We start from the raw sequence: 14,234 nt of genomic DNA, 5'->3' as shown, positions 1-14,234 counted from the left end.
TTTTTAGATCTTATTATCTTCTTCGCGGATGATCCGCAAATTGCAGGCGATTTGATTTAATGTGGCGCTGAAGGTGGCGAGATCGTCCGGCGGAATGGTCCGGGTGACCCGGGTTTGATAAACCTCAATCACGCGGTTCAGCTCTTCCAGTATCGACCGACCTTCCGCCGTCAACGTCAGCAGGCGTATACGTTTGTCATAGGGCGATGTTGAACGTAGCAGATAGCCCTGGTTTTCGAGCTGCGTGAGGGTGCGCATCAGCGGCGGCAGTTCAATGCCCTGCACCTCCGCCAGTTCGCTGACTGAGACGTTGTCCCCCAGCTGATGCAGCTGCATCAGCACCGTCCAGCTTGACTGGGTCAGGCCGGTCTCGGTGATGGCGGCGTCGATGGTCGCGCGCCACTGGCGGACCACCATCGCCATCCGCATCCCCATCGGGCGGCGGGCAAACAGTTCGTCTTCGGTCATGTTTCTTTCCTCAGTTAGCTGAGAAGAAATAATACTTATCAAGATAAGTATCAAGAAACAGCGGAAGCAGAAGCATTAATTGATAAATATCGTGAATGTCATAACTCTGGCGGGTATTTCCCCGGTCACGCTGCGCTTATAAGGGCTACGGGGCGATAGCCCTTATAAGGCGTTTACGCGCAGTCCGGGGAAAAGCGCATTTTTTAATTTATCTGATCCCGCCGTAACCCGACGTCTTTCAGCTGTTCGTCGCTCATTCGCTGCAGTACCCGTCGGGTTTGTTCCCGAAGCCACCATTTTTTGAGCGCCCGACTCAGTAATACGAAGCCGATAAACGGCTGTCTTGCCCGGTTCTCGTGAAATTCCATCCTCTACCTCCTCGCCTTACCAGAGGCTTTATCTTCACGGATCCGAGGCTAAACAATACAGATTCACAAAATACTTTTCTTTAACATACAGATTGGCTAAAACGGTATCTGCGTGGAATTTTTCCCGCCAATCTGTACCGGTTTATCCATCTGTATGGCGAAAATAAGGGATACAGCATGACGCGTTATCAACATCTGGCCAATCTGCTGGCGGAGCGTATTGAACAAGGCCTGTATCGCGACGGTGAAAAGCTGCCTTCGGTACGCAGCCTGAGCCAGGAGCACGGAGTCAGCATCAGCACCGTTCAGCAGGCCTACCAGACCCTGGAACAACAGCGGCTGATCACCCCGCAGCCGCGATCCGGTTATTTTGTCGCCCCGCGGAAAGCTCAACCGCCGGTGCCGCCGATGTCGCGCCCGGTACAGCGCCCGGTGGAGATCACCCAGTGGGATCAGGTGTTGACCATGCTCGACGCGCGCAACGACAAATCGATCATCCCTTTCGGCGGCGGTTCACCGGACGTCACTCAGCCGAGCCTGAAACCGCTGTGGCGCGAGCTCAGCCGGGTGGTACAGCATAATCTCAGCGAAGTACTTAACTATGACGAACTGGCGGGGCGCCGCGAACTGCGGGAGCAGATCGCCCGCCTGATGCTGGACGGCGGTTCCGTGGTCACCGCCAACGATCTGGTGATCACCAGCGGGTGTCACAGTGCGCTGTCGCTGGCCCTGCTGTCGGTGTGCCAGCCTGGCGACATCGTCGCGGTGGAGTCGCCGACCTATTACGGCACCATGCAGCTGCTGCGCGGTTTAGGGATCAAAGCCATTGAGATCCCGACCGATCCGGACAGCGGGATCAGTATTGAAGCGCTGGAGCTGGCGCTGGAGCAGTGGCCGATCAAAGGGGTGATCCTGGTTCCCAACTGCAACAACCCGCAGGGGTTTATTATGCCGGACGCCCGTAAGCGGGCCGTGCTAACCCTCGCCCAGCGCCACGATATCGTCATTTTTGAGGATGATATTTACGGCGAGCTGGCCACCGACTACCCGCGTCCGCGCACCATTCATTCATGGGATATCGACGGCCGGGTCATGCTCTGCAGTTCCTTTACCAAAACCATTGCCCCCGGACTGCGCATCGGCTGGATTGCGCCCGGCCGCTATTACGATCGTCTGCTGCAGATGAAATATGCCGCCAGCGGCACCAACGTCCCGGCCACCCAGCTGGCGGCCTCAACGTTCATTAGCGAAGGCCACTACCATCGCCACGTGCGGCGCATGCGCCAGATCTATCAGCGCAACATGGAGATCTATACCTGCTGGCTGCGGGAGTATTTTCCCTGCGGGATCTGCGTCACCCGACCAAAGGGCGGCTATATGCTGTGGGTCGAGCTTCCCGAACACGTGGATATGGTCTGCGTCGCCAAACAGCTGTGCCGCCTGAAAATCCAGGTCGCGCCGGGGTCGCTGTTTTCGGCCTCGGGGAAATACCGCAACTGCGTCAGGATCAACTGCGCCCTGCCGCCGATCGACAAGCACCGGGAGGTGATGGTGAAGCTGGGCGAAGCGGTGAAGGTGGCGATGGAGTGAGTTTTTCACCGTCACGAACTGGCTTGTCCCCGGCAGCGCTACGCTGACCGGGGCTAAGGGTTCCCGGCCACCTGCGGGTCCTCGTCAAAAAACACCATCCCTTTATACGGCCGCTCGCGACAGGCGGCCAGGCGACGGGCCAGGCTGCCGACGTGCAGCTCCAGCTTGTGGCCGTCGGGGTCGAGGAAGTAATAAGACGCCCCTTCGCTTTTATTCACTTTCCACATCGTCACCCCGGCCACCTCCAGACGGGCGGCAAACCCGGCGAAATCGGCTTCGGCGATGCTAAACGCGTAGTGGGTATAGTCGCTCTCCTCCGGCGGGGTGGGGCGCCGCTGCGGGTCCAGCGACAGGCACAGCCACAGATCGCCGCAGGCAAGATAGGCTCCGCCGTCCCAGCGGGCGTGCAGCTTCATCCCCAGCAGCTGGTGATAAAAGGCGACGCTCGGCGCCAGCTCGCTGACTGCCAGGGTCAGGTGATTTAATCCGCTCAGCATGGTTTATCCTCTAATGACATCACGATTTGCTGCCGTAGCCATTGGTGCGCCGGATCGCGGTGCCAGCGCTCGTGCCACAGCATCAGCATATCAAACCCGGCCACCGCCAGCGGCGGCTCAATAACCGTCAGCCCGCTAACCCCGCGCACCAGCCGCTCCGGCACCACCGCCACCAGCTCGCTGTTGCGCAGCGTCTCCAGCATAAACAGGAAATGTGGCACCGAAAGGACAACCCGTCGCGCCAGCCCGAGATTAGCCAGCGCGATATCGGTCGCCGCATGAAAACCGCCGCCGTCCGGCGAGACGATCGCCTGCTCCAGCTGGCAGAACCGTGCAAGGCTCAGCCCGGGATTGAGCGCCGGGTGCCCCGCTCTGCCCGCCAGCACGTAACGCTCGCTGAACAGCAGTCGCTGATGCAGTTCCGGCGGCGCGCCATCCCGGGTATGAAGAACCAGATCCACCTCGTCACGTTCCGCCTGCTGCACCAGCCGTGCCGGCTGGAGCTCAAACACCGCCAGGCGGCTGGCCGGCGATGCCAGCCGCAGCGCGTGCAACGCCGGAAGCAAAATCGCCGAGGCCATATAATCTGTCGCCGCGACGCGCCAGGTCTGCGCCGCCGTCGCCGGATCGAACCGACTGGCGGGCGCCACCGCCTTCTCGAGGGCGGTGAGCGCATCGCGCAGCGGCCCGCGTAACTCATCGGCGCGAGCGGTAGGCAGCATGCCGCGCGGCCCCGGCAGTAGCAGCGGGTCGGCAAAGATCTCCCGCAGTCTGGCGAGCTGGATACTGACCGATGGCTGCGACAGATTCAGCCGCTGCGCCGCCCGCGTGACGTTGTGTTCACTCAGCAGCACATCGAGGGTGCGCAGCAGATTAAGGTCCAGACGGTGTAAATTAATCACAGCTATACCTGAGATTTAAGTAATTAATTTCTACTATAACGGCTCAGCGCCTACTCTGCAGCTCTCCACAGCCCAGAGGTGATGTTATGAAAGTACTGTTGATTTACGCCCATCCTGAACCCCGTTCGCTAAATGGCGGTTTAAAAGATTTTGCCGTGCAACATCTGCAGCAGGCCGGGCACGAGGTGCAGGTCTCCGATCTCTACGCCATGCGCTGGAAAGCGGGCTTTGATGCCGACGACAGTAGCGCCCCGCCGGTCGGCGAGTTCTGGCGTTCGACGCTCGACTCAAAGCAGGCCTTTGAACAGGGAACGCAAAGTGCGGATATCGTTGCGGAGCAGGAGAAGCTGCTGTGGGCCGATACGGTGATTTTTCAGTTCCCGCTGTGGTGGTTCTCGATGCCCGCCATTATGAAAGGCTGGATAGATCGCGTGTATGCCTACGGTTTTGCCTATGGCGTCGGCGAGCACAGCGATAGCCATTGGGGCGATCGCTACGGCGAAGGGACCTTCGTCGGCAAGCGAGCGATGCTGGTCGTCACCGCCGGCGGCTGGGCGGAGCACTATTCGTCGCGCGGTATCAACGGACCGATCGACGATATTCTGTTCCCTATCCAGCATGGGATACTGTTTTACCCCGGCTTCGAGGTGCTGCCGCCGCTGGTGTTCTACCGCACGGAGAAAACGGACGAGCAGCGCTTTGCGCAGCAGTGCCGAGAGCTGGGGCAGCGGCTGGATACCCTGGCGAGCACCGCGCCCATCCCGTTCCGCCGGCAAAACCACGGCGATTATCTGATCCCGTCCCTGACGCTGCGTCCGGAGCTGGCGCCGGGAGAGAGCGGCTTTGTGGTGCACCGCCACAACGGGTAATTCGCGCTGGCGATACCCCGGGCAAACGGGATATCGCCATCATGGGTATGATGAATTGTGAGCCTCCACGCAATAACGGAAACCCATCGCCCTGCACCGCCCAACATGTTGATCGCTATCAAGAATAATCATACCGTCTGGTCGGTATGATTCCGGCCATGAATATGGAAGCCCAGCACCGCAAAAAAGATCCCGCCCGCCTGCATCAGCAACTGCTGGAGTCAGCGGCAACCATTGCCGGCAGGGATGGCATCGCCTCGCTCTCGCTGAACGCCGTTGCTCAGGGGGCAGGCGTCAGTAAAGGCGGTCTTCTGCATCACTTTCCCAATAAACAGGCGCTGCTCTTCGCCCTGTTCGCCCGTCTGCTGGCGATTATGGAAAAGGCGATAAGCGAGCTGATGGCCGCCGATAATATCGCTTACGGGCGCTTTACCCGCGCCTACCTGCACTATCTTTCCGACCTGACGGACACCCACGAAAGCCGCCAGCTGATGGTGCTGTCGCTGGCGATGCCGGACGAACCGGTGCTGCGAAAATGCTGGCGCGACTGGATGCTGGGGTATCTGGCGCAGGGGGATGAACTGGATAACAGCCATACCGGTACCCTGGTGCGCTATGCCGCCGACGGCATCTGGTTATCGGAGCTCACCGAAGGGCGCACCATGAGCAGCGAACACCGCCGATCCCTGGTGAGCGATCTGACGAAGATGACGCTTCCCGCGTGAAGCGCTTAGATTGAGGCCGCGATGCGCTACAACATCCATGCCCGTCTCATTTATGATGCAACGGACGGCACACTGACCCTACCGGGAAGCGATGAACCAGACAGCCAGCTGTCGATCACCGCCAGCGCGCTGCTGTACTATTTTCTGCGCCATCCCGAGGTTATCAGCCGCGACGAAGTGCTGAAAAAGGTCTGGGATGATAACGGATTAACCTCATCTAACAGCAACCTCAACCAGTACCTGAGCATGCTGCGCAAGACCTTCCGCCACTATGACATCGACAATATCATTGTCACCGTGTCGCGCGGCCTGCTGCAGCTCAACCCCGATTTAACCATCGCCATCATTGACGACGGCGCGGTGGTTCCGGCCGCGCCCGAGGCGCAAATCCCGCCGGCGCAGGAGTCCATTTCGCCTTCCGCCGCCGAGGAAAACGCCGCCCCCTCGCGGCATGCGCGGGGCACCTGCTGGTATCTCGCCGGAGCCAGCCTGCTGACCATCGCCCTGCTGCTGCTGGCCTTTGCTTTCGTCGGCGGCAGCGAATCCCGCCCCATCACCCTGACCCAAATGACCCACAGCCAGTGCGAGCTGCTGGCCAGCGACGAGATGCTGCGATCGGTCTCCGCCAGCGCCTACGGCAAAAATTTTGATGAGGTGCGCCAGCGGCTGAAGCTGGAGTGTAAACCCGGCGAACGCTTCGTCTTCTTCTATGGCGACAGGCTGGAAACTAACGGCCTGGGCCGGGTGTTTCTCGCCCACTGCGCCATGCATGAAGACAACCCGTTCAGCTATTGCGATAACTATTTCTACTACTCCTGGAAGCCGCAATGAGACTCGCCCCCCGTCCCTTCTTCGCTCTCTCGGCCCTGGTGTTTATCACCGCCGCGGGGATCAGCGCCTGGAAACTGCTGCCGGTTGAAAAAGACGGCGTGATGAGCTGTTCCAGCAAAGCCATCATGCGTTTTGAGAACATGGATAAAGAGAACGTGAACGGCAATATCCATTTTAATTTTGCCGCCAACGGCAAAGGCTCGATGGTGGTCGAAGGCTATACCGACTCTGCGGCCGGCTGGCTCTATCTGCAACGCTACGTCAAATTTAACTGGACCAGCCAGCGCATCTCTGCCACCGAGCGCCACTACCGCATCAGCAAATGGGAATCCAGCGCCTCGTCCATCGACGAGTCCCCGGACGTGATCTTTGCCTATTTTATGCGTGAGATGTCCGACAGCCACGATGGCCTGTTTCTTAACGCCCAGAAGCTCAACGAGAAGGCAATTCTGCTGAGCTCCATCAACTCTCCGCTGTATGTCTGCACCCTGAAATCCGGCAGTCAGTTCGATTAATCCCACTCCCCTGCTTTCCCGGTATCGCCCTCACCGCGAAACCGCACTTTTTGCATTTATCTGGCGGAAAAAAACATGACCATACCCACATTTAATTGAGGGATATATTACCCCGCGTCCGCAATAAATTAGCACCCCATTAACATTCCCCGCGGCGCGTCTCAACGCGCGAAAACCCCCCCGTGGCAACGCCAAATTCCCGCACGATATATCAGCACAAACAGATAAATCAGAGGCTATAAAAGGCTAAATAACCGAGTAAAAATCTAAAAATAAACATTTAACAGATTTAAATTTCACTCAGTCTTCATTTCCCTATAGTGGACGTCGAACGCCGCTACCGCGTGTTGACGCCGTAACGCGGACGGTTTTCCCGAATCACAAAACCTGTTCTGGAGGAGATCACAATGGGTGATGCATTGGGGATTATTGAAACCAAAGGTCTGGTGGCCTGCATTGAAGCGGCGGATGCAATGTGCAAAGCCGCCAACGTCGAGCTGATTGGCTATGAAAACGTCGGCTCCGGGCTGGTCACCGCGATGGTGAAAGGCGACGTCGGCGCCGTCAAAGCGGCGGTGGACTCCGGCGTGGAATCGGCGCAGCGCATCGGGGAAGTGGTGACCTCGCTGGTTATCGCCCGCCCGCATAACGACATCAACAAAATCGTCATTAAACACAAGGCTTAAGGCCAGGAGAACGCAAATGGGTGATGCATTAGGTCTGATTGAAACCAAAGGTCTGGTGGCCTGCATTGAGGCGGCGGACGCGATGTGCAAAGCCGCCAACGTCGAGCTGATTGGCTATGAAAACGTCGGCTCCGGGCTGGTCACCGCGATGGTGAAAGGCGACGTCGGCGCCGTCAAAGCGGCGGTGGACTCCGGCGTGGAATCGGCGCAGCGCATCGGGGAAGTGGTGACCTCGCTGGTTATCGCCCGCCCGCATAACGACATCAACAAAATCGTCGCGCATTACAAAGTCGCGGAATAACGGGAGACAACATGATGAAAGAAGCGCTTGGTCTGATCGAAACCAAAGGTCTGGTGGCCTGTATTGAAGCCGCGGACGCGATGTGTAAAGCCGCCAACGTCGAGCTGATTGGCTATGAAAACGTCGGCTCCGGGCTGGTCACCGCGATGGTGAAAGGCGATGTCGGCGCCGTCAATGCCGCCGTAGATTCCGGCGTCGAAGCGGCAAAACGCATTGGCGAAGTGGTGACCTCTCGCGTCATTGCCCGCCCCCATAACGATATCGAAAAAATCGCGTCGCAGCACAAGGCATGACCTGACAGGGCGCGCCCCGTCTCCACTCTTTTAGTCTGATGAAGGATAGACTCATGATTGAACTGGATAACGATTTGCTGTCCCGCCAGAACGCGCGGGAACTGGTGCGCAGCGCCAAAAAGGCTCAGGCGATTCTGGCCACCTTTTCGCAGCAACAAATCGACGCCATCGTGAAAAACGTGGCCCAGGAAGCAGCGCACCACGCCGAAGCGCTGGCGAAAATGGCCGCGGAAGAGACCGGATTTGGCAACTGGCAGGATAAAGTGCTGAAAAACCGTTTCGCCTCGCTGCGCGTCTACGACGCCATCAAAGATATGAAGACCGTCGGCATCATTCATGACGATCCGCTAAAAAAAGTGATGGACGTGGGCGTGCCGCTGGGCGTGATTTGTGCGCTGGTCCCGTCAACGAACCCCACCTCTACGGTTATCTATAAGACGCTGATTGCCCTGAAAGCCGGCAACGCGATTATCTTCTCGCCGCATCCAGGCGCGCGTCAGTGCAGCTGGAAAGCGATTGAGATCGTCAAGCGCGCCGCCGAAGCGGCAGGCGCGCCGGCGGGCTGCGTCAGCGGCATTACCGAACTGACGCTGGAAGCCACCTCGGAGCTGATGCACAGCAAAGAGGTCTCGCTGATTCTGGCGACCGGCGGTGAAGGGATGGTTCGCGCGGCCTATGCTTCCGGCACCCCGACGATCAGCGGTGGACCGGGTAACGGACCGGCCTTTATCGAACGCAGCGCCGATATTCACTGCGCGGTGCAAGACATCATTACCAGCAAAACCTTCGATAACGGAGTCATTTGCGCCTCAGAACAGTCGATCATCGTCGAACGCTGCATTTACGACGACGTCCACCGCGAGCTGGAAGCCCAGGGCGCGTACTTTATGAATGAAGGCGAAGCGGCCAAAATGGCGGCCCTGCTGCTGCGCCCGAATGGCACCATCAACCCGAAAGTGGTCGGCAAAACCGCGCTGTATCTCAGCCAGCTGGCCGGTTTCAGCGTCCCGGCCAGCACCAAAGTGCTGATCGCCGGGCAGACCACCGTCTCCCACCAGAACCCCTACTCCCGCGAAAAACTGTGCCCGATTCTCGGCCTGTACGTAGAAGAGGACTGGAAGGCCGCCTGTCACCGGGTAATGGAACTGCTGAGCAACGAAGGCCTCGGCCATACGCTGGTGATCCACACCCGCAACCAGGATGTGATTCGTCAGTTCTGCCTCGAAAAACCGGTTAACCGCATTCTGATCAACACCCCGGCGGCGCTGGGCGGCATCGGCGCGACCACCAATATCACCCCGGCATTAACCCTTGGCTGCGGCGCGGTCGGCGGCGGCTCCAGCTCCGATAACGTCGGCCCCATGAACCTGCTCAACATCCGCAGAGTCGGCTGCGGCGTGCGTTCCATCGATGAACTGCGCGCCCCAGGCAGCCGCCCGGAACCGCAGCCGACCATCGTCACCCCAGCGGATAACCCGCACCGCAGCATTCTTGACGACCAGCGTTTCACCTCCGCGGGCGCCGCCACGCTCTGCCCGACCCGTAGCGTAACGGCCGATGACCGCTTTGCGATCGCCGCCGCGGCCGCGGAAGGCGAGATCAACGAGCAAAACGTGGAACGCATCATCCGCCAGGTGCTGGAGCGCTTAGGTCAGTAATGCATTGAGATAAGGCGATAAAAACAATGATTCTCGCAAAGGTAGTCGGACATGTCGTCGCCACGCAGAAATGCGCAGAGCTACGCGGCAGCAACCTGCTGCTGATCGTCAAGTTAGATGATGACCAGCAGCCGATGAAAGACCAGACCTGGGTCGCCGTCGACAGCGTCGGCGCCGGCATGCACGACATCGTCCTGGCGGAAGAGTACTTAGCGCTCAATAAGGATCGCTACACCGCCATGTCGGTGGTCGCCATTGTCGAGAACGTGTTTCGGGACGCTTAAGGAGCGAATAACCCAATGAGTGAATTTTTGCTGAAACCCCGGATCCGCTTTGGTCAGGACGCGCTGGCGGTCCTTAACGAGCTGCCGGCCCGTAACGTCCTGCTGGTGACCGACAAGGCGATGGTCAAATTTGGCCTTGCCGAACGCGTGACTGGCCCCTGGCGCCAGCGCGGCATCGCTTTCCAGGTCTGGGATGACGTGGTCGCGGATCCGGATATCGCCACCCTCGTACGCGGGATGAAGCTGATGGACGCCCGCTATCCGGAGCTGGTCGTGGCGCTGGGCGGCGGGTCGGTCATTGACGCGGCCAAAGCGGTTATTTTCGCCCTCGCCCAGACCCGTCCGCAGGCCGGGCGCCAGCCCCCCTGCTTCGTGGCGATTCCGACCACCAGCGGCACCGGCTCTGAAGTCACCGCCTTTTCGGTGGTGAAAGCCCATACCGAAAAACTGGTGCTGGTGGATTCATCGCTGCTGCCGGATATCGCCATTCTCGACCCGTCGCTGGTGGCTTCGGTGCCGCCGGCTATCACCGCCGATACCGGCATGGACGTGCTGTGCCACGCGCTGGAAGCCTACGTCTCCCGCGCCGCCAGCGACTTTACCGATGCGCTGGCCGAAAAGGTAGTACAGCAGGTTTTCCGCTATCTGCCGACCTGCTGGCGCAGCGGCGACAATCTGCTGGCGCGCGAAAAAATGCACAACGCCTCCTGCATGGCGGGGATGGCCTTCACCAACGCCTCCCTCGGGATTACCCATAGCCTGGCCCACGCGCTTGGCGGCGTCTTTCGCGTGCCGCACGGCCGCGCCAATGCGCTGCTGATGGCGGAGGTGGTGGCATGGAATGCCGATTATCAGGGCCAGTGCGACACCGAGGCCGCCGTTAAATATGCCCGCCTGGCGCATTTGCTCGACCTGCCCGCCGGCAGCACCCGCCAGGGTGTCGCCAGCCTGCTGGTGGCGATTCAGACCTTAAAAGATGAAATGGCCCTGCCAACCGGCATCGGCGATACCGACGTTGATGGCGCCGATTTTGATCATCGGCTGGCGGAGATGGTCGGCCAGGCGCTGCGCGATAGCTGTACGCCAACCAATCCGCGCACCCCGGACGCTCACGCCTTAACCGAGATTTATCGCCGGGCCTGGACCGGTCACCAGGGCGGCGCTGCCGTTCAGGGTCACCCATAAAAAGATTGGAGAAGCTTACCATGGCACACTACAGCTTAACCCCGCGCGTCACCGTGCTGGCACAACGTTTACTGTCACAAAAAAGCACCCTCTGTACCGAACATGCCGCCGCGCTGAGCGCCCTTGATGGCGATATCGCCGGTATCCCCGCCGCCGTGAAACCGGCGCGCCGTTTCTATGAACTGATGCGCCAGCTGCCGGTGTGCATCAGCCCCGACGAGCTGATCGTCGGCAACCAGACCCGTCAGCCACACGGGGCGATTTTCCACGATGAGAGCGCAATGCATCGCCCGTCGGCGTTCCGCTTCCTGAATCTTAACGACGAACTGGACTCCCCGGACTACCGGCTGATTGTCGAAAAAGGCGTGCTGGCGATCAAACACCAGCTGGAAGAGAAAACCCGCAGCCTCGGCAGCGCCGTTAGCCGCAGCGGGATGGATGAAGTCAACGGCTGTCGCGCCGCGATTTACGCCTGCGACGCCCTGCTCACCCTCGCGCAGAAGCTGGCCGCCAGCGCCGAAACCCTTGCGGCGGCGGAAAGCAACGCCTACCGCCAGGCCGAGCTGCTGGAGAGCGCGGCGATCCTGCATCACGTGCCGGCCCATCCGGCGCGTAACTTTAAAGAAGCCTGCCAGGCCTTTTACCTGTTCCAGCTGGCGCTGCAGCTGGATAACGGCAGCTATGCGGTGAACCCGGAAGGCGCCGACAAGGCCCTGCTGCCGTGGTATCAACGCGATATCGCCAGCGGCGCCCTGACCGCGCAGCAGGCGTATGAGATCGTTGAATGCCTGTGGTTCAAACTGGCGGAACTGAGCGAAGTCCGCGCGGCCTGCGCGATCGACGGCTATCCGATGTTCGACGCCCTGCGCCACAGCGCCAGCCTCGATGACGCCAGCGTGGTCATCAACGAACTCTCCGCTCTGTTCCTCTGCGCGCAACGCAATCTGAGCGCGCTCAACCTGCCGGTGCGCCTGTTCCGCGGCAAGCAACACCTCGCCAGCGTGCCGTTCGCCGCCGACAGCGCTACTCCGGTCATGGAAGGGCTGACACCGCGGATGCAGCGCCTGCGTAACCACTACCTGCAGGCGCGCCCGAGCGTCTCTATTTACCGCGCGCTGGCCTTCACCGAAGTGGTCAAAGCCAACCCGGGGATGCCCACCATTCTGCTGCGTGCCAAAGCTTTCCGCCGCGCCTGCGAAACCGCGCCGGTTCTGATTCAGAACGATGAGCTGATCGTCGGCCATCCGTGCGGTAAAGCCCGTGCCGGCGCCTTCTCGCCGGATATCGCCTGGCGCTGGGTACGCGACGAGCTCGACACCATGAGCACCCGTCCGCAGGATCCGTTTGAGATCAGCGAAGAAGATAAGAAAACCATCCGCGAAGAGATCGTCCCGTTCTGGGAAGGCCGTTCGCTGGATGAGATTTGTGAAGCGCAATACCGTGAAGCCGGGGTGTGGGCGTTCAGCGGCGAGACGTTCGTCAGCGACCTCTCCTATCACCAGATTAACGGCGGCGGCGATACCTGCCCTGGCTACGACGTGCTGCTGTTTACCAAAGGGATGAACGGCATCAAAGCCGATGCCCAGGCCCACCTCGACCAGCTGAGCATGGAAAATCCGCAGGATATCGACCGCATCTACTTCTACAAAGCGGCGATTGAAACCTGCGAAGGAGTGGTGAACTACGCTCAGCGCATCGCCGCGCACGCCCGCGAGCTGGCAGCGCAGGAGCCGAACGCCCGGCGTCGCGCCGAGCTGCTGACCATTGCCGAAGTGAATGAGAACGTACCGGCGAACCCGCCGAAAACCCTGCAGGAAGCGCTGCAAAGCATCTGGACCGTCGAGTCGCTGTTCGAAGTGGAAGAGAACCAGACCGGTCTGTCGTTAGGGCGCGTCGACCAGTACTGCTACCCGATGTTCGAGGCCGATATCCGTGAAGGCCGTCTGACCCACGACGGGGCGCTGGAGCTGATGCAGGCATTCATCATCAAGTGCGCCGAACTGATGTGGATGTCCAGCGAACTGGGGGCGAAATACTTCGCCGGCTACCAGCCGTTTATCAACCTCACCGTCGGCGGCCAGAAGCGCTCCGGCGGCGACGCCTGCAACGATCTGACCTATCTGATTATGGACGCCGTGCGCTTCGTGAAGGTCTATCAGCCGTCGCTGGCCTGCCGGATTCACAACCAGTCGCCGCAGAAGTATATGGAAAAAATCGTCGACGTGGTGAAGGCGGGGATGGGCTTCCCGGCCTGCCACTTCGATGATTCCCACATCAAGATGATGCTGCGTAAAGGCTTCGATTTTGAAGACGCGCGCGATTACTGCCTGATGGGCTGTGTTGAGCCGCAGAAATCCGGGCGGATCTATCAGTGGACCTCCACCGGCTACACCCAGTGGCCCATCGCCATCGAGTTCGTGCTCAACCGCGGCCGGATGGTGCTGTTCGATAGTTACCAGGGGCTGGATACCGGCGACCTGCGCGAGCTGCAAACCTTCGAAGCGTTCGACGCGGCGGTGAAACAGCAGATTGCCCATATCGTCCGCCTGTCGGCGATTGGGACGGTGATCAGCCAGCGCGTCCACCGCGACGTGGCGCCGAAACCGCTGATGTCGCTGCTGGTCGAAGGCTGCATGGAGAGCGGCAGGGACGTCGCCGCCGGTGGCGCTGTCGTTAACCACGGGCCGGGGCTGATTTTCTCCGGGCTGGCGACCTACGTCGACTCCCTCGCGGCGATCCGCAAGCTGGTGTACGAAGAGAAGAAATACACCCTCGAGCAGATCCGCGATGCGCTGCTGGCCAATTTCGAAGGCTATGAAGCGCTACGCCGCGACTGCCTGAATGCGCCGAAATATGGCAACGACGATAACTACGTCGACCAGTACGCGCTGGATATCACCGAGTGGACGGAACGCGAGTGCCGTAAGTACAAGATGCTCTACTCCACCCTCAGCCACGGCACGCTGTCGATCTCCAACAACACGCCGATTGGCGAACTGACCAACGCCACTCCGAACGGCCGCCTGGCGTGGATGCCGCTGTCCGACGGTATCAGCCCGACC

The 14,234-nt window shown here is 60.1% G+C and carries 16 protein-coding genes; 12 read left to right on the top strand and 4 right to left on the bottom strand.

What is annotated here, in order from left to right; genetic code table 11:
- Positions 1-3: 3 nt before the first annotated feature.
- Positions 4-468 (bottom strand): MarR family transcriptional regulator, encoded by a 465-nt coding sequence (locus ACI2JR_RS10235; RefSeq protein WP_132730052.1) that lies wholly within the window; start codon positions 466-468, stop codon positions 4-6.
- 203 nt (positions 469-671) lie between these two features.
- Positions 672-836, bottom strand: coding sequence for a DUF1127 domain-containing protein (locus ACI2JR_RS10230; protein WP_132730053.1), 165 nt, complete (start codon positions 834-836; stop codon positions 672-674).
- A 177-nt stretch (positions 837-1,013) separates the two neighbouring features.
- On the opposite strand from ACI2JR_RS10230, the gene ACI2JR_RS10225 reads away from it, so the two are divergent.
- Entirely contained in the window at positions 1,014-2,426 is a 1,413-nt protein-coding gene (locus tag ACI2JR_RS10225; protein ID WP_132730054.1) for an aminotransferase-like domain-containing protein, read from the top strand.
- Between the two features lie 53 nt (positions 2,427-2,479).
- On the opposite strand, the gene ACI2JR_RS10220 is transcribed toward ACI2JR_RS10225, so the two are convergent.
- Together ACI2JR_RS10220 and ACI2JR_RS10215 are read right to left on the bottom strand one after the other, a co-directional pair.
- Positions 2,480-2,923 carry a FosA family fosfomycin resistance glutathione transferase gene (locus ACI2JR_RS10220; protein ID WP_132730055.1) on the bottom strand — a complete coding sequence of 148 codons (444 nt, stop codon included), beginning with the start codon at positions 2,921-2,923 and terminating at the stop codon, positions 2,480-2,482.
- Entirely contained in the window at positions 2,917-3,825 is a 909-nt protein-coding gene (locus ACI2JR_RS10215) for a LysR family transcriptional regulator (protein WP_462478478.1), read from the bottom strand. Before ACI2JR_RS10215 ends, ACI2JR_RS10220 begins: the two co-directional genes overlap by 7 nt.
- An 86-nt stretch (positions 3,826-3,911) precedes the next feature.
- On the opposite strand from ACI2JR_RS10215, the gene ACI2JR_RS10210 reads away from it, so the two are divergent.
- The 11 genes from ACI2JR_RS10210 to cutC all read left to right on the top strand — a co-directional run.
- The gene (locus tag ACI2JR_RS10210) at positions 3,912-4,694 is read left to right on the top strand and encodes an NAD(P)H-dependent oxidoreductase (protein ID WP_462478477.1); all 783 of its coding nucleotides are present in this window, start codon (positions 3,912-3,914) and stop codon (positions 4,692-4,694) included.
- Positions 4,695-4,840: 146 nt separating this feature from the next.
- A complete protein-coding gene (locus tag ACI2JR_RS10205) occupies positions 4,841-5,419 on the top strand; it encodes a TetR/AcrR family transcriptional regulator (RefSeq protein WP_132730058.1) in 579 nt (192 codons plus the stop codon).
- Positions 5,420-5,440: 21 nt separating this feature from the next.
- Positions 5,441-6,250, top strand: coding sequence for a winged helix-turn-helix domain-containing protein (locus tag ACI2JR_RS10200; protein ID WP_132730059.1), 810 nt, complete (start codon positions 5,441-5,443; stop codon positions 6,248-6,250).
- Positions 6,247-6,765 carry a FidL-like protein gene (locus tag ACI2JR_RS10195; protein WP_085397217.1) on the top strand — a complete coding sequence of 173 codons (519 nt, stop codon included), beginning with the start codon at positions 6,247-6,249 and terminating at the stop codon, positions 6,763-6,765. The genes ACI2JR_RS10200 and ACI2JR_RS10195 overlap by 4 nt, the downstream gene beginning before the upstream one ends.
- 407 nt (positions 6,766-7,172) lie before the next feature.
- Entirely contained in the window at positions 7,173-7,451 is a 279-nt protein-coding gene (locus ACI2JR_RS10190) for a BMC domain-containing protein (RefSeq protein WP_462478476.1), read from the top strand.
- Between the two features lie 16 nt (positions 7,452-7,467).
- The gene (locus ACI2JR_RS10185; RefSeq protein WP_041143877.1) at positions 7,468-7,752 is read left to right on the top strand and encodes a BMC domain-containing protein; all 285 of its coding nucleotides are present in this window, start codon (positions 7,468-7,470) and stop codon (positions 7,750-7,752) included.
- Positions 7,753-7,766: 14 nt separating this feature from the next.
- Positions 7,767-8,045, top strand: a complete 279-nt coding sequence (locus ACI2JR_RS10180; RefSeq protein WP_015585230.1) for a BMC domain-containing protein — start codon at positions 7,767-7,769, stop codon at positions 8,043-8,045.
- Positions 8,046-8,098: 53 nt separating this feature from the next.
- The gene (locus ACI2JR_RS10175; RefSeq protein ID WP_462478475.1) at positions 8,099-9,703 is read left to right on the top strand and encodes an acetaldehyde dehydrogenase (acetylating); all 1,605 of its coding nucleotides are present in this window, start codon (positions 8,099-8,101) and stop codon (positions 9,701-9,703) included.
- Between the two features lie 26 nt (positions 9,704-9,729).
- On the top strand, positions 9,730-9,987 hold the full coding sequence (locus ACI2JR_RS10170; RefSeq protein WP_132730061.1) for a EutN/CcmL family microcompartment protein: 258 nt from the start codon (positions 9,730-9,732) through the stop codon (positions 9,985-9,987).
- A gap of 15 nt (positions 9,988-10,002) precedes the next feature.
- On the top strand, positions 10,003-11,172 hold the full coding sequence (locus ACI2JR_RS10165) for a 1-propanol dehydrogenase PduQ (protein WP_132730062.1): 1,170 nt from the start codon (positions 10,003-10,005) through the stop codon (positions 11,170-11,172).
- A 20-nt stretch (positions 11,173-11,192) separates the two neighbouring features.
- The coding region (gene cutC / locus ACI2JR_RS10160) for a choline trimethylamine-lyase (protein ID WP_462478474.1) at positions 11,193-14,234 on the top strand (3,042 nt) is incomplete at its 3' end.

Origin of the sequence: Klebsiella sp. NPDC088457, assembly GCF_044900465.1 — a bacterium.
In the GTDB taxonomy this organism is placed as follows: domain Bacteria; phylum Pseudomonadota; class Gammaproteobacteria; order Enterobacterales; family Enterobacteriaceae; genus Klebsiella.
This window is presented reverse-complemented; position numbering and strand designations above follow the sequence as displayed.

Coding starts and splice junctions, on each gene's coding strand:
- ACI2JR_RS10225 (WP_132730054.1), top strand. CDS start 1,014: ATGACGCGTTATCAACATCTGGCCAATCTGCTGGCGGAGCGTATTGAA.
- ACI2JR_RS10165 (WP_132730062.1), top strand. CDS start 10,003: ATGAGTGAATTTTTGCTGAAACCCCGGATCCGCTTTGGTCAGGACGCG.
- ACI2JR_RS10180 (WP_015585230.1), top strand. CDS start 7,767: ATGAAAGAAGCGCTTGGTCTGATCGAAACCAAAGGTCTGGTGGCCTGT.
- ACI2JR_RS10210 (WP_462478477.1), top strand. CDS start 3,912: ATGAAAGTACTGTTGATTTACGCCCATCCTGAACCCCGTTCGCTAAAT.
- ACI2JR_RS10170 (WP_132730061.1), top strand. CDS start 9,730: ATGATTCTCGCAAAGGTAGTCGGACATGTCGTCGCCACGCAGAAATGC.
- ACI2JR_RS10205 (WP_132730058.1), top strand. CDS start 4,841: ATGATTCCGGCCATGAATATGGAAGCCCAGCACCGCAAAAAAGATCCC.
- ACI2JR_RS10230 (WP_132730053.1), bottom strand. CDS start 836: ATGGAATTTCACGAGAACCGGGCAAGACAGCCGTTTATCGGCTTCGTA.
- ACI2JR_RS10220 (WP_132730055.1), bottom strand. CDS start 2,923: ATGCTGAGCGGATTAAATCACCTGACCCTGGCAGTCAGCGAGCTGGCG.
- ACI2JR_RS10185 (WP_041143877.1), top strand. CDS start 7,468: ATGGGTGATGCATTAGGTCTGATTGAAACCAAAGGTCTGGTGGCCTGC.
- ACI2JR_RS10200 (WP_132730059.1), top strand. CDS start 5,441: ATGCGCTACAACATCCATGCCCGTCTCATTTATGATGCAACGGACGGC.
- ACI2JR_RS10195 (WP_085397217.1), top strand. CDS start 6,247: ATGAGACTCGCCCCCCGTCCCTTCTTCGCTCTCTCGGCCCTGGTGTTT.
- ACI2JR_RS10190 (WP_462478476.1), top strand. CDS start 7,173: ATGGGTGATGCATTGGGGATTATTGAAACCAAAGGTCTGGTGGCCTGC.
- ACI2JR_RS10175 (WP_462478475.1), top strand. CDS start 8,099: ATGATTGAACTGGATAACGATTTGCTGTCCCGCCAGAACGCGCGGGAA.
- ACI2JR_RS10235 (WP_132730052.1), bottom strand. CDS start 468: ATGACCGAAGACGAACTGTTTGCCCGCCGCCCGATGGGGATGCGGATG.